Annotated in this window: 8 protein-coding genes; all 8 read right to left on the reverse strand. The window is 72.2% G+C overall.

The window, feature by feature from the left end:
- Positions 1 to 2: 2 nt before the first annotated feature.
- The 8 genes from KUV85_RS07945 to KUV85_RS07980 all read right to left on the reverse strand — a co-directional run bounded on the left by KUV85_RS07945 (position 3) and on the right by KUV85_RS07980 (position 15,058).
- Positions 3 to 2,291, reverse strand: a complete 2,289-nt coding sequence (locus tag KUV85_RS07945) for a transglutaminase-like domain-containing protein (protein WP_219962670.1) — start codon at positions 2,289 to 2,291, stop codon at positions 3 to 5.
- Positions 2,288 to 3,577, reverse strand: a complete 1,290-nt coding sequence (locus KUV85_RS07950) for a DUF58 domain-containing protein (protein ID WP_219962671.1) — start codon at positions 3,575 to 3,577, stop codon at positions 2,288 to 2,290. The genes KUV85_RS07945 and KUV85_RS07950 overlap by 4 nt, the downstream gene beginning before the upstream one ends.
- On the reverse strand, positions 3,574 to 4,545 hold the full coding sequence (locus KUV85_RS07955; RefSeq protein ID WP_219962672.1) for an AAA family ATPase: 972 nt from the start codon (positions 4,543 to 4,545) through the stop codon (positions 3,574 to 3,576). The genes KUV85_RS07950 and KUV85_RS07955 overlap by 4 nt, the downstream gene beginning before the upstream one ends.
- A gap of 28 nt (positions 4,546 to 4,573) precedes the next feature.
- Positions 4,574 to 10,804, reverse strand: coding sequence for a fibronectin type III domain-containing protein (locus KUV85_RS07960; RefSeq protein WP_219962673.1), 6,231 nt, complete (start codon positions 10,802 to 10,804; stop codon positions 4,574 to 4,576).
- Positions 10,801 to 11,511 carry an FHA domain-containing protein gene (locus tag KUV85_RS07965; RefSeq protein WP_219962674.1) on the reverse strand — a complete coding sequence of 237 codons (711 nt, stop codon included), beginning with the start codon at positions 11,509 to 11,511 and terminating at the stop codon, positions 10,801 to 10,803. Before KUV85_RS07965 ends, KUV85_RS07960 begins: the two co-directional genes overlap by 4 nt.
- Before the next feature lie 81 nt (positions 11,512 to 11,592).
- Positions 11,593 to 13,134 (reverse strand): serine/threonine-protein kinase, encoded by a 1,542-nt coding sequence (locus KUV85_RS07970; RefSeq protein ID WP_219962675.1) that lies wholly within the window; start codon positions 13,132 to 13,134, stop codon positions 11,593 to 11,595.
- On the reverse strand, positions 13,131 to 14,201 hold the full coding sequence (locus KUV85_RS07975; protein ID WP_219962676.1) for an FHA domain-containing protein: 1,071 nt from the start codon (positions 14,199 to 14,201) through the stop codon (positions 13,131 to 13,133). The genes KUV85_RS07970 and KUV85_RS07975 overlap by 4 nt, the downstream gene beginning before the upstream one ends.
- Positions 14,198 to 15,058, reverse strand: a complete 861-nt coding sequence (locus tag KUV85_RS07980; RefSeq protein ID WP_219962677.1) for a PP2C family protein-serine/threonine phosphatase — start codon at positions 15,056 to 15,058, stop codon at positions 14,198 to 14,200. Before KUV85_RS07980 ends, KUV85_RS07975 begins: the two co-directional genes overlap by 4 nt.
- Positions 15,059 to 15,130 lie beyond the last annotated feature (72 nt).

Below are 15,130 nucleotides of genomic sequence, written 5' to 3' on the forward strand. Positions count from 1 at the left end.
CCTCAGTCCCGACCGCCACGACGGGCCAGCCCACCGAGGCGGCCCACGACGGCCGACGTCCACCGCCGCGGAGCCCGCCGGACGGCACGTCCGGCCTCGCGCCACGGCAACGACGCCGGTGAGAGTACCGCCCACCAGCGCCGCCAGCGCGGCACCTCGCGACGCATCCGCTTCAACGCCGTCCCGACGTCCTCCCAGTACGCCGCGACCTCCTCCTCGCTCAACGTGCCGGGACCGAAGGTGTGCCGGTCCGCGGTCACGGCGAGGTCGGTCGGCGCGCTCTCGCCGAAGCGCCCCACGAGCACCGCGCAGTTCTCACTGCGGGTGTGGCCGACCGGGATCGTCGTGCCCAGGTCCTTCGCGCGGTCGGTGATCTCGCGCCACCCGCCGCTGAGCCGCACCAGCGGGTCGGCCGCCTTGCGGCGGCGCCGACGGCGGATCCGCTTGATCAGCACGATCAGCCACAGCGGTGAGAGGAGGAGCAGCACCTGCAGCAGGATCCAGAGGTAGCCCAGCAGGTCGAACAGCCAGTCCCAGAGCTCGTCAGCGAGGTCCTTGCCGGCGCCTTCGGGCGGCACGCCCTGGACGTCCTCGGGCTCCTCGGGGATGACCGGCGGCTGGACCACGTAGGGCTGCGGCACCGGGTTGTTCTTCTCGTCCAGCGGCGGGGGCGTGCGGTCCTCGGGCGGCGTGGGGTCGAACGGCACCCAGCCGTGGTCGGCGAAGGCGATCTCGACCCAGGCCGCGATGTCGTCGCCGGTCACGGTGCCGGTGCCGCTGATCTCCTCGAACCCGAGCGCGACCCGGGCCGGGAGGCCGAGGCGTTGCGCGGCGTACGCCATCGCGGAGGCGTACTGCTCGTCGTTGCCGACCATCCGCTTCTCGTCCTGCACCAGGTCGGCCAACCGCTTGGTGCCGTGGCCGGAGGCGGAGAAGCCGAAGCGCTCGGGGTCCTCCCCGTCGTTGAAGTAGCCGTTGTCGCGGAAGCCCTGTTCGAGCGCCACGGCCCGTTGGAAGTCCGAGGACGCCCCGGACTGCCCCACCCACTGCTGCGCGAGCTGGTCCAGCTTCTCGATCGGTGGCGAGGAGGACTCCGGCACCAGGACGGAGCGGTCGGCGTCACGCGACAGCAGCGCGTTTGTGCGCTCGGGCCGGGGCGCCCAGTCGACGAGGAACTCGTCCCCGGGTCGCACCTCCCCCGACATCGCCACGCCGCCCGTGGCGGTGTTGAGCAGCAGCTCACGCGGCACGTCGGGCGCGGCGTCGCTGTCCAGCGTGGCGGCCGTCGCGGTGCCGACCGAAGGCACCCAGGTGCCGGTGTACTCCTCGGAGGTGACCCGCAGGGAGCCACCGCCCTGGGCGCTGGGAGCCGGCCGGTAGGCGCTGGTGCCGCTGGCGAGGTCGGAGGTGGTGACGTTCCAGACGAGGCCGTCGAAGCTGTCCATCGTGGCGAGCCGTACGTGCGGGTCACCCGCGGGGACGTTGTCGAACCGGAACAGGACGTCGGTCTTGTGGGCCTTGTAGTAATGGCGGTAGCGGGCGAGCGGGCTCTTGAGGTCGAGCTCGGCCAGGGGCGGCTCCACGTGGTCGCGCAGCACCTCCCGCTCAGGGCCCGCGGTGGCCGTGGCCAGCCCCCACCCGGCGAGGCCGGCGACCGTGACCACGGCGGCACCCATCGCGACGCGGCGTACCCACGAGGTGCGCAACGTCCGCAGCGACCGCCAACGGTTCCACAGCACCAGCACGACGACCAGCAGGAGGCCGCGCGCCAGCGGCAGCGCGGCCTCGCTGCTGCCGAACGCTGCTGCCGCCAGGAACGCGGCCGCGACCGTGAGGTGGGCGAGTCCCGGGAACCGCGTCCGCCACAGGAAGGTGGTCGCCAGGACGCCCGCGCCCAGCGCGATGACGAAGGGCACCACGAGTTCGCCGCGATCGACGCCCAGCGGCAGGGGCAGCGTGATCACGCTGCGCCAGGACTCGACGAGCCCGACGACCACCGTCCGCGCGGCATCGGGGGTCGGTACGACGCCGCCGACGGTCTGGCTCGGGGCGGCCGCAGCCGGCGCCACGACCAGGTAGCCGAGCGCCACCAGCAGACCGGTGAGCACCGGTCCCAACCGGTAGCGCTCGGCCACCAGTGTGGTGCCCACTGCCAGCAGCAGGCCGACCGCGACGGTGACCATCCACGTGCGGTCGGCCCAGACGTCGGTGAGCGGCGAGACCGCGATCGCGAGCGCGAGCGCCAGGCACGCGGTGTCGGCGACGCGCAGCCGGAGGTCGGCGCGGCTCATCCCGCCAGCCTCCGCATCAGCAGTGGCAGCTCGTCGAGTTCACCGAGCATGGTGGTGTCGAGGTCAGCCATGGTGCGCAGCAGCACCTCGGAGCCGAGGGTGGCCCGCACGACGATCGTGCGCACGTCCAGCGGCAGCTGCCGGCGGGCGCGGCGCAGATCGGCGTCGGGGACCAGCGAGCCGACGACGAAGATGGCGACGCTGGCGCCGGAGACCTCGCCGCCCAACCGGCGGACCGTGTCGACCAGGCGGGGCGCCTGACCCTCGTAGTCGACGCCGGAGAGCTGGTCGAGGAGGACCACGGGGTGCTCGGAACGCAGGTGGGCGGTGGAGGTCATCTCCGAGAGCGTGTGTCCGTCGCGGAGGGTCTGTGCCCCGAGCGAGCCGGCCACGGAGACGGCGAGCTCGAACTCCTCATCCGAGACGTAGTCGTCGAGCCGGGTGCTCAGCACGACCATCAGGTGCGCCCGTCGGGTCTCCTCGAACTGCCGCACCATGAGCGTGCCGGTGCGCGCGCTGGTCTTCCAGTGGATGAAGCGCCGGTCGTCGCCGGGGACGTACTCCCGCAGCGCGTGGAACGCGACGTCGTGGTCGGAGATCTTGCGGACCGTGGTGCCCTCGAGGTCGCGGATGAAGCCGGAGGAGGAGCTGCCGATCGGCACCGTGCGGGGATGCACGTGCAACACGTCGGGCTCGGTGAGGTCCTGGTCGCGGCGCAGCAGCCAGAGCGGATCGGCCCGCACGGCCCGCACCGGGCCGAGGTCGAGGACGGCGCGCCGCTGGGTGGGGATGGCGAAGAGTTCCTCGTGGCGTTCCTCCCCGTGCAGCGAGGGCAGGTCGAAGTCGGCCGTGGTGGGGCCGACCGGCAGCTGGATGGTCAGCGGCAGGATCCGGCGGCGGGAGGTGTTGGTGACCACGAGGCTGCCCGTGGCCCGCTCTCCCACGACCACGCGGTTGCGACTGAGGTCGAGCTCGGCGGCGACGTGGTGGCCGCCGAGGACGAAGGCGACGCCCACGAGCAGCACGACCCCCAGGAAGCAGGCAACGAGCCAGAGCTCGCTCCAGTGCAGCCGGAGTCCGGCCCAGAGGCATGCGACCGCGCAGCACGCCAGGACCCACGCTGCGGGCGAGACCACCGACGTGACCGGGGCGACCGCCGCCCGCGGCCGCTCGGTGCGGTCAGCGAGCCACGCACGGCCGTCGAGCATCCGCCCGACGGCGCGCCGCCGCAGGCCCGTGAGGCGTCGCCCCCACGAGCCGCGCTGCTCCGCGACCGTCGACGTCATGCAGGCTGCCGCTCCTGGGGTGCCGGCACGGTGTCGAGGATGCGCTGGATGACCTTCTCGTTGGTGAGGCCGCGGAACTCCTCCTCCGGGTCCAACACCATGCGGTGGGCCAACACGGGGATCGCGAGCACCTTGATGTCGTCGGGCAGCACGTAGTTGCGGCCACAGGCCGCGGCCCACACGCGAGCGGCACGCATCAGTGCGAGGCCGGCGCGGATGCTGCACCCGAGCACCACGTCGGTGGCGTTGCGCGTCTCCTCGCAGAGAGTGGCGACGTACTCCAGGACCGCGCCGTCGGCGTGGACCTCCTCGGCGAGCTCGACCATGCTCACCACGTGCTCGGGGCTGATGATGGCGTCGAGGCCGCCACCGTGGCGGCCGGCCTTGGGGTTGGCCAGGATCGACACCGAGCTGCCGTGGTCGGGGTAGCCGATGGAGGACTTCATCATGAAGCGGTCCAGTTGCGCCTCCGGCAGGCGGTAGGTGCCGGCCTGCTCGATCGGGTTCTGCGTGGCGATCACCATGAAGGGCCGCCCCACCTTGTGCGTCACGCCGTCGACGGTGACCTGGTGCTCCTCCATGACCTCCAGCAGTGCGGACTGCGTCTTGGGCGAGGCGCGGTTGATCTCGTCGGCGAGGACCACGTTGGCGAAGATCGGCCCGCGGCGGAACTCGAAGCGCTGGGTCGCCTGGTCGAAGATCGTCACGCCGGTCACGTCGCTGGGCAGCAGGTCCGGGGTGAACTGGATGCGATGGTGCTCGCCCTTGAGGGTGTCGGCCATCGCCCGGGCCAGCGAGGTCTTGCCGGTGCCGGGGAAGTCCTCGAGCAGCAGGTGGCCCTCGGCGACGAGCGCGGTGAAGGCGAGCTGCACGACCTCGTGCTTGCCCACGACGGCGCGCTCGACGTTCGCGACCAGTTGCGCGAAGGTCTGGGCGAACCACTGGGTCTGTTCGGCGGACAGGGTCACTGCTGCTCCTCGGTCATGGAAGGGGTCGTCACGGCACGTTCCTCGAGCCGGACCAGTTGGCGTGGCGGCCCTGGATGGTCACCGTCACCCGGGTGCCACTGCAGCTCCCGGAGATGAACCAGCTGGTGGTGGTGGCACCGCGGCCGTCGGAACCGATGCCCATGCTCTTGCGGGACCCGCCGAAGTTGCCGGGGCCACAGCTGCCCGGCCCCGAGCCGGTCTGTGCCGTCATGGTCCAGGAGCCCTGGAGGAAGCCGGCGGCGGAGACGCGCACGTTGTAGCAAGGACGCGCGCAGTCGCTCACCGGGGCGTTGGCACCGGACACGAAGCTGACGTCCACGGTGGGATCGTCGGCCCGGCGACAGCCGTGCTCGTTGACCGTGGAGGTGCCGCCCGCGGTGCGGATCGAGGACTTGAAGCACCGCGAGTCACCGCCCTCGATCGGGCTCTCGGTGTGGCGCTGCCCGCACCGGGCGCCGTTGACAGACTGCCCGGACTGGGCACCGGTGTAGACGGCGTTGAAGTCCTGCACGGGACGCCCGTTGCCGTCGCAGCTCCACGTCGCACCGACCATGCGGTAACCCTGGATCCAGGAGATGCTCGGCGGGAACGGCTTGGCGTAGGGGCTGAAGTTGCCGCCGCGGGCCGCAGCGCCGGCGATCTCCCCGCGGCCCGGTGGTCGGGTGACCGGGGTGATGGTCACGTCCTTGCCGGCACCGATGGAGGTGAAGTTCACCCGGCGCTGGACCGTGGTCTCACCCGCGCCGACGGTCCAGCGACCGGTGACGCCGTCGGTGGTCCGGAAGTCGTAGGCGACGACCGGGTAGCCACCGTTGTCGGCGGGCGCCTGGAAGCGCACGACGCCGCGGTAGGCCGACGTCGACGCGCCGCAGTTGTCACAGTCGTTGACCTTGGTGATGTTGCGGGGTGCCGATGCCTGGTCATAGGTGATCTGCGCGGCCGACTGGCCCGACCAGTCGCTCCAGCCCGCCCGGTTGGTCGCCCGCACGGTGGCGGTGTAGGAGGAGCCGTTGGGCACGGTGAAGTCGGTGCTCGTCGCGGTCGCCGGCTTGGTCCGGTACAACGCACCGTCGCGGAAGACCTGGACCTCGTACGACGTCACCGGGTCGTGGCCGTTGGCCGGCGGCTGGGGCTCGGCCCAGCGCACGGCGAGGTAGCCCTCACCGTTGCCGTCCTCGTTGCCGGCCGCCTCGAGCGTGGGCGGCGACATCTGCGACGGCCTGGTGAACGGTGTCTGGGTGTCCGACCACGGCGACCACACGCCCTCGCCCCGATCGTTGACCGCCCGGACGCGGAACCGGTACGACGTGCCGTTCTGCAGGCCCTGCCACGTCACCTGGGTCTGCCCGGCACCGACCGACTTGCGCGAGGTCGCCGGCTGCGACTCCAGCTCGTAGCTGGTGATGTCGGACCCCTCGTTCTGCGGCTTGGTCCAGGACAGTCGGAGCTTGCCGTTGCGGTCCTCGTAGTCGGACTCGCTCAGCACGGGCGCCACCATGGTCCCGGGCACGGTGTCGGGCGTGACCGGACCGGAGGCGGCACTCGGCTCGCCCTCGCCGATCGCGTTCACTGCCGCGACGGTGAAGCGGTACTCGGCGCCCGCATCGAGGCCCTCGATGGTGCACTGGGTCGCCACGCACCGGGTGGTGTCGCCGGAGCCGACGCGGCGGACGAGGTAGTGCTGGATCGGGCTGCCCTGGTCATCGGGCGCCCGCCAGGTCAGTTGCACCGAGTCCGGCCCACCCTCGACCGCCGTGGGCGGTAGCGGGGCAGCCGGCACGTCGGCGACGACCACGACCACGCGGCCCTGGACCTCGCGTGCGGCGTCGCCGGACCCGTCGTCGAGGCGATAGGTCACCACGATCTCGCCGGCACCGTCGGGAGTCAGGGTGATCGTCGATCCCGAGGCCGTGCCCGTCGAGGTGAACGTCACGGTCTTGGACTGGCCCGGGTAGGGGTCGAAGGCGACGGCCTCGGCGGTGTCGACGGTCACCGGCTCGCCCGCGACGCCGTCGGCGACGCGCAGCTCCACCAGCTGCATCGGGGGCGCCGACTCCTGCTCCTCCTCGTCCTCCTCCTCATCGGGGTCGACACCGATGACGGTGACGCCCACGGTGCCCACCTGCGGGTCGGCATCGCCGTCGGAGGCCCGCACCTCGAGGTCCAGCTCGCCGCTGGGCGCACCGTCCTCTGCGGAGACGACGAGGACGCCGTCCTCGATGCCGGCCTCGACGCCGTCGCGGGCTCCCTCGACCTCGAAGTCGAGGTCGTCCTCGTTGACGTCGGTCGCCAGGCGGTCGAGGTCGACCGTGCGGGGCTCACCGCCGGCGTACACGACGACCTCGGTGGAGCGCACCTCGGGCGCCACGTTGCTCGCCGGCAGCACGTTGATCGGGATCGTGACCTGCGCGGTCAGGCCGGTCGGGTCGTTGAGGTCCTCGCCGTCGATGACGTCCAGGGTCACCGAGGCCGGCCCGTGGTAGGCCGGCGGCGCACGGAAGAGCAACTCGGTGAGGCCCTCGGTGCGGGTGTCGCCGTTGGTGGTGGTGATGCGGTCGGTGCGCGCCACCTTGGGCGTGCGGCCGTCGCGGACGACCACCACGTCCTCGAGCGCGATCGTCTCCTCCTCGCCGGCGACGACCTCGACCGGCACCGCCGCGGTGTTGAGCTGCGGCGGGGTGTTCTCGGTGCCGGAGACGTAGACGAAGCCGAACGAGGACTGCCCGGTCGCATCGGTGATCTTGTAGGGCACCGTGCGTGCCTCCGGCCGGAGCTCCACCTGCAACTGACGACCCTCGATCGAGGAGCCGTCGGTCTCGACCGCCTCGAGCTCGAGGTCGTCGCGGGAGCCGTCCAGGTCACCGTCGTTGGCGAGCACGTCGACGTCGACGGTCTCCCCCGCCGTCTTGCCGGCCATCTGGTCGGTGGTGACGACGTCGTCGGCGGCGAGCGGCGCATGGTCCGGCGCGTCCTTGCGGGCAGTGACGGTCAGCAGCGCCGAGGACGACGTGCCGAGGCCGTCGGTGATCGAGTAGAGCGCGCCCTTGCTGACCTCGGACTGCTCCCCCAGCGCCGGGACCTTCATCTCGACGAAGTCGTCGACGATGCGGGCGTCCACGCCCTCGGGTGCACTGAACTCGTCCTCCTCCAGGATCAGCGGGTCGCCGTCGGGGTCGGAGTCGTTCTGCGTGACGGGGTACTGGATGGTGAGGCCGGGCTTGACCAGCAGCCGGTCGTCGAGCGCGGCCGGCGCCTGGTTGACCGCGCTGCGGGCCGCCACGCCGATGCGGACGTCGGCGGTGCCCGACGCACCGTAGGGGTCGCTGACGCGCACCTTGAACTGGTCGGTGCCGGTGTTCTTCTCTCCCTCGAAGGGCTCGTACTCGAACCAGCCGGCGCCGGCACGGACGATCCGGCCGAACCGTGGCGGCTCCTCCAGCCCCGTGTAGACCACGGGGTCGCCGTCGGGGTCGGCACCGAAGATGTCCACGGGCACCCGGATGCGCTGTCCCGAGACCGTGCGGTCCTCGATGGGCGGCGCCTCGGGCGCACGGTTGTTGTCCGGGTCGTCGGGCTTGATGTTGAGCACCAGCCGCGCGTCGGCGCGCGCCTGCTCGCGGTCGCGTACGCCGTACCCGACCTGCATCTGGGTGGTGCCGTCGTCGGGCACCTTGACCCGGATGCCGTCGCCGGTGGCGACGATCGGGACGGTGCCGTCGGCGACCCACTCGGTGTGGGTGTCGACGTCGAAGAGGTCTTGTTGGTAGACCGAGAGCGAGTCGCCGTCGGGGTCCTCGTCGTTGTCGAGCACCGGGACGGTGACGATCGTGCCGGCACGGACGGTGACGACGTCCTCCCGCGCAACCGGTCGACGGTTCTTCAGGTTGTCCGACAGCGCGACCGACACCTGACCGCTCACCTGGTCGCTCTCGCCGTCGGAGACGAGGTACTCGAACTCGGGACGCTCGTCCTGCAGGTCGCCGGTGACCTCCACGCGCACGAAGCGCTTGTTGATCAGCGAGGCGGTCACGGAGTCCTGCCACTCCGGGGGCACCCGCACGCCCTGCACCACCATGACGTCGCCGTCGGGGTCCACGTCGTTGGCCAGGACGTCGACCAGCACGGTGCCGTCGGACTGCACGGCGGCGACGTCGCGGGTGGCCACCGGGGGCCGGTTGTTGCCGCTGCGGGGCAGCACGTCGACCCGGATGACCTCGGTGTCCGACGGCTGCCCGTTGGAGCTGGAGGCCTCGTACTCGAGGTAGTAGGTGCCGTGCCGGTCGGACTCGAAGGTGGCCGTGCCGCGCTCGGTGTCCTTGGCGATCGACGCCGCGCCACCGGCCACGACCTGCACGCGCGGCAGGGTGAGCTGGCCCCCGAGGGGGTCGGTGTCGTTCTCCAGCGGCTCGAGCAGGATCGAGGAGCCGACCGGGCCGGAGAACCGGTCGGCGACCACCTCCGGCCGTGCCTTCTCCGGGTCGACCACGGTCAGCTCGACGCTGCCCTCGGCCGTCGCCTCACCGCCACGGACGACGAAGTCGATCGTCTTGCGTCCCCCGCCGGTGCCGTCGTCGAGGAAGTCCACGGTGCCGTCGGGCCGGAACCCGACCTCGCCTCCCTCGCTGCTCGCCTCGGCGAGGACCAGGGAGTCACCCTCGGGGTCGATCCAGCCCGGCAGCACGTTGGTCGTCGCCTCGTGGCCCGAGGCCACGGTGAGCTCGTTCTTCTGGCCCTCGATCAGCGCTGGCTTCTTGTCCACGTCCTCCCCGAACACCTGGATCGTGACCTTCGCCTCCGAGGGCGGGTTGGCCGGCCGACCGTCGGAGATCTCGTAGGTGAAGCTGACCGAGCCCTCCACGTTCGGTGCGAGTCGGGCCTGCACCTGGGTGCCGCCGCCGGTGATGCTGAAGCTCGCCTGCCGGGTCGATCCCGGCGCCTTGGTGAGGGTGAGGACGTCACCGTCGGGGTCGATGTCGTTGAGCGTGACCGGCAGCACCACGGTCGCGCCCGGCCGACCACCGAAGGTGTCGTCGACCGCCTGGGGAGGCTTGTTGCGCTTCGAGCTCGACTTCTCGTCGGAGGCCTCGGCCACCTGGGGGTCGCGGGCGTTGGGGTTGACCGAGGGCCAGTTGTCCACCAGCGTCAGGCCGTTCTGCTCCACCAGCCACGCACCGCCGGTGGCGACGTCGTTGATGACCACCACGTCGCGGTTGCTGCGGAAGACCAGCTCGCCGTCGCGGCTCAACGGCTCGATGCGGTCGGTGAACGGCTCGTCGTCGCCGCACTGCCGCTGGTAGTTGTCCTCGCCCGGCGCGAGCCAGGCCGCGTGGACGCACCCGGCGACGACGGCCGGCGCCGCGGCGGGGCCACCGGCGGGCACTGCCGTGCGCTCCTCGAGTCCGCCGCCGGACAGCTCGCCCTGCCACAGCGCCTCGTCGGTGGCGACCTGCACGGTGGAGGAGGCCGGACCGACCTGCTGCAGCACCGCGCCGTCGCCGGCCACGGGGACCGGCTCCTCGCCGGCACGCAGCAGGGTGCCCTCCTGCAGGGCGACCGGGACCTCGCCGACCGCGGTGAGCGCCACGTCGTCGGTGAACTCGGTGCCGAAGTCGTGGACGTCCTCCTCCAGCGGGACCCCCGAGACGTCGAGGCGGTACGCCGTCACGGTGCCGGCGGGTCGGTCCGCCACGAGCGCCGTGCCGCGCTCGGTGACCACGAGCTGGCCGCGGGGGGCCACCTCGAAGTCCGGCGGGGTGTTCTCGGTGAAGGAGTCGAGCTGGTCGGCGCGCCGGACCCACACGCTGCCGGTCTCCCGATCGGTGATCGCGACCGTGCCGCCGCCGGCCCGGGCGAGGAAGGACTCGGGGAGATCGACGGGCTCGGCGGTGCCGGTGACCGGGTCGGCGAGCCGCAGCGCGCGCTCGGCGTTGCCTCCACCGTCGTCGTAGACCTGCACGCTGGCGCCCTGCTGGAAGATGTCGTCGCTGGTCGACGAGGTCAGGATGCCCATGTCGAGCTCCTTGACCTGCGAGTTCAGCCGACCCATCATCTGCAGGTTCTGGTTGCTGACCCACACGCCGCCGTCGTTGAGGTCGACGTCGTTGATCGGCGAACCGTCGTGGTTGATCGCGAGGACGGTCAGCACACCGGCGACCAGCGTGATCGCGAGCGCCTGGGCCGTGCGGCGGCGCGGGTGGCGACGGGTGGCGCGGCCGGGCAGCCGCGGCCGCCACCTCACGGCGCCGTCTCCTCGTCCAGGAGCGGGAGGTGCTCGGGGCGGACGATGCGGGCGGTGACGGCGTACTCCACCAGCCGGGCGCGGCGCTGGGTGGCGTTGTTGCCGCGGCCACCGCGCAGCCCCTGCACGCCGGCACGGTCGAACTTGTCGCAGACGTTGTCGAGCTTGCGGTTGAACCGGGTGATCGGCCAGCCGAGCCGGTCGGCGGCCTGGGCGTTGGTCGGCAGGTCGGTCGGCCCGGTGCCGCTGCGCCGCAACGCGTTCTCGCACAGCGAGAGCACCATCAGGAACTGGCTGGAGGTGAGGTTGACGCTGCCCAGCGTCATGTCCGTGTTGTCGAGGCCGTCGGGACCGGCGGACTGCGGGACGGCGTTGAAGGTGGGCACGTCGCAGCTCACGTTGACCTCGTAGGTGGTCTGGCCCGCGGTGAAGAGCAACGCCACCGAGGGCAGCACGATCGGCACCCGGGCGCCCGGGGCGAGGACGGCGTGCAGCGTGCCGGCCTCCCCGCTGACCGTGAGCGAGAGCCGGGTCCCGACGTTGGCGACCCACCAGAAGCCGTCGGCGAAGGAGAGCTCGGCCAGCTGGCGGTGCAGGTAGGCGTTGTCGTCGACGACGAGGTCGGCGTCGCGGCCGATGGTGAAGTTGCGGTCGCCGCTGAGCGGAAACTCCTCGCCGCAGTACTCAACGGTGAGTTCGGCCGTCAAGGTCTGTCGCCTTTCCCGAGTGATGGTCGCGGGCATCGTACCCATGTTCAACGTCGTTGATCCCCCGAAGTGACGAACCGGTCAGGCGCCCTGTTGCGGCACGACGATGCACTCGGTCAGCGCCTCGGACACGGCACCGCTGCGGACCACGGTGATCGAGATGCAGGCCTGGTCTCCCGGACTGACCGGGACGCCCACGCGGTTGCGCTCTCCGCGGTACTGCTCCGACATGGTCGCGATCGTCTCGCCGGCCCGCACCTGGAAGGTGTCGCCGACCTCCGGGGAGGGGTTGCGCCAGGTGAAGACCGCACGGCCCTCGCGCACGCGGTGCTCCAGGTCGACCGGTGCGAGGGGGCCGCCGACCACCACGTCGACCGACGGCGGAGCGGCCACGTTCCCGGGGTCCTCGGGGTCCGGCCCGGTGCCCAGTGCGAGAGCCGCCCCCACGCCGACGACGACCGCGAGCAGGAGCCCGACGCCCAGCAGCAGCCGGGAGCGGCGCAGGTGGGGTCGGGTGTCCTCGGACGGTGCGGCCACGCCCGGCCCGACCTCCGGCGCCCCCACCGGGGTGGGCGGTCGCTGGTGGATCGTGTCCGGGGCGGGCTCACGGCGGGGCGGGAGAGCAGTCCGGTCATCGACCTGGGCGACCTCGCGCGGCCGCAGCAGCGTGCCCTGCCGGGCGATCTCCTCGGGGACGATGACCTGTACCGGCTTGACCAGCGTGCGCTCGTCGGCCACCGCGGTCCCTGCGTCGCCCTCCGGCGAGGCGTCCATGACCTCGAGCCGGGTGGGTGCGAGCTGGAGCTCGATCTGCACCTCCTGCAGCAGCCGCGCGAACGCCATCGCCGAGGAGGGCCGGTCCGCCATCCGGCGCGACAGGGCCCGGGCCAGCAGGTCGTTGAGAGCCTCCGGCACGTCGGGACGCAGGACCCGGCTCGGCACCTTGTTCTCGATCCGGTGGATCAGCGTCGCCGTGTCGTTGGCGGCGCCGGGAACCTCGAACGGCGAGCGTCCGGCGAGCAGCGAGTAGACCGTCGCCGCGAGCGCGTAGACGTCGCTGCGGACGTCGAGGGGGGCGTCCTCCCCCAGGACCTCGGGCGGGGACCAGGGCACCGACATGCCGCGGCTGGCCTCGGTGTCCTCGCTGGCCACGGCCGCGATGCCGAAGTCGGTCAGCAACGGCGCCCCGAACGGGCTGGTCAGGATGTTGTGCGGCTTGATGTCGCGGTGCAGGATCCCGACGCGGTGGGCGGTCTCGACGGCGCTGGCGATCTTGACGCCGATGTCGAGGACCTCGGGTACCGGGATGCGCTCGTGGCGGTAGCGCTGGGCGATGTGGGGCGGCGGGCAGTACTCCATCACCAGGAACGCCCGGCCGTCGGTGCTGACGTCGGCCTGGTGGATGGAGACGATCGAGGGGTGCCCCGACAACTGGGCCATCACGTTGGCCTCGGCGTGGAACTGCTCGCGGCCGACCTGGGTCGCCGACTCACGCAGCACCTTCACCGCGACACGGCGCGCCGGCAGCTCCTGCTGGTAGAGGTGGACGTCGGCGAACCCACCGGTGCCGATGGGTTCGACGAAGGAGAAGCCGGGGATCTGTGGAGGGGAGCCAGACGTCACGTATCCGCTCCCCGGACCGCGAGCGTCGCGGTGACGTCGTCGGAGAGCCCCAGGACGCAGCCGTCGCCGAGGACCGTCGGCTCGTCACGCGTCAGTCGCTGTGGCTCGCGTCCGGGCCGGGTCAGCGTGGTGCCGTTGGTCGAGCGATCGATGGCGACCACGGCGTCGTCCTCCACGGCGACCTCCAGGTGGGTGCCTGACACGTAGGGGTCGTCGACGACGACCAGTCGCGGCAGCTGGGTGCTGCTCATCCGGTCGGCCCGGGGAGAGCGGCCGATGACCACGGGCTGGGTCAGCTCCACCGCCTCGCCGTCGCTCATCATCAGGGTCGCGCTCGCGCGCGGACCCACGGCACCCGGACCGCTGGGCGCGCTCTGCTCACGGAGCTCCTGCAACTGCGCAGCGGTGATGGTCCGGCCGTCGTGGTCACCGGCGGGCTGCTCGGGCGCCGGCGGAGCAGGTGGCGGCTCGGGTGCTCGCTGTCCCTGGATGGTCGCGCCGACCACCTCGTCGAAGGAGTCCTCCTCGGACAGGGTGAACTCGGGGTCCGGCTCGGCGGGCGGGGCAGGCGCTGGCGCAGGGCCCGGTGCGGCCGCGGCGTCCGGCGCCGCGAGCGGTGGCACGGGTGCTGCCACTGCGTCGGCCGACGTCGCTGGTGCCCCGGCGTGCCAGGCGACGCGGGCGGCGAGCACGACGCCCCCGTCCAGCGGCAGCGTCGTGTCCTCCACGGCGGATTCCGCGGCCACGACGACGAAGTCGGTATCGCCGGCCGCGACCCGGTGCTCACGCCAGGTGGCCACGTCGCCGCCCGACCACGCCTCCTCGCCCCGCTCGATCCGGTACTGCCCGCGGACCATGACGACGTACTCCTCGCCGTCGACGACCACGGCGGCGAACTCGGGGAGCCGCGCCACGTCGCCACCGGACAGCGCCGACAGGACGCCCAGCGGCGTGGCGGCCCCCTCCGCGAGCGCCGCGAGGTCGGCCGCACGCTCGCCGGCAGCCATCACGACCGCCCGCGGCCCCACGGCGACGGCACGCTCCCCCGGCGCGTACCAGGCGTTCATCGGCTCCTCCGTCCGCTCGGGATGGTGTCCTCGGCCACGGCCACCGGGGACAGCGAGTCCAGGGTGTCCTCGACCACGGCCCGGTCCCCCACCGAGACCACGTCGACGATCACCACGGTGACGTTGTCGTGCCCGCCCGCCTCGACGGCGCGGCGCACCAGCAGGTCGACCGCGGCCGCCGACCCCGGCTCGTCGCCCAGGACCTGCGAGATCGAGTGCTCGCTGAGCTCCCCGGTCAGTCCGTCGCTGCACAGCAGCAGCCGGGCGCCGGCCTCGACCGGGACCAGGGAGAACTCGGGCCCGGTGCCGCCGGTGCCGCCCAGCGCACGAGTGATCACGTGGCGCTCGGGGTGGACCCGTGCCTCCTCCTCGGTGATCTCCCCGTCGTCGACCATCTCCTGCACGATCGAGTGGTCCGTGGTGATCCGCACCAGGGTGCCCCGGCGCCACTGGTAGGCGCGGGAGTCGCCCTCGTGGGCGATGGCCCAGTAGCCCCGTCCGGACTGCTCGACGTACGCCGCCGCGAGCACCGTGGAGCCCGGCGAGACCCGTTCGGTGGCGAGCGACCGGATCCGGACGCGGGCGTTCGCAATGCAGTTCTCGAGGTCCGTGGGCGCGACGTGGTCACGACCGACCAGCGCCTCGAACTCCTCCACGACGATGGCTGAGGCGATGTCGCCCCGCTCGTAGCCGCCCATGCCGTCGGCGACGACGAAGACCGGCGGACCAGCGAGGAAGGAGTCCTCGTTGACGGCGCGCACCTGGCCGACGTGGGTGTCGGCGGAGTACTGCAACTGCGTCGTCGTCCCCGTCGCGGGTGGGGACCATCGCACGTCGGACAGTTCGTCAGCCGTCACTGGGCAGCGTCCTTCCTGCGTCCCCCATGGGCGTACACCGGCCCACATACTAGGGCGCGAAGGACGCCTCAC

The organism is Nocardioides panacisoli (assembly GCF_019448235.1).
GTDB lineage: Bacteria > Actinomycetota > Actinomycetes > Propionibacteriales > Nocardioidaceae > Nocardioides > Nocardioides panacisoli_A.

What these genes read in the sequence shown, in the direction of transcription:
- KUV85_RS07945 (WP_219962670.1), bottom strand. Translation starts at nt 2,291, where the DNA reads ATGAGCCGCGCCGACCTCCGGCTGCGCGTCGCCGACACCGCGTGCCTG.
- KUV85_RS07950 (WP_219962671.1), bottom strand. Translation starts at nt 3,577, where the DNA reads ATGACGTCGACGGTCGCGGAGCAGCGCGGCTCGTGGGGGCGACGCCTC.
- KUV85_RS07975 (WP_219962676.1), bottom strand. Translation starts at nt 14,201, where the DNA reads ATGAACGCCTGGTACGCGCCGGGGGAGCGTGCCGTCGCCGTGGGGCCG.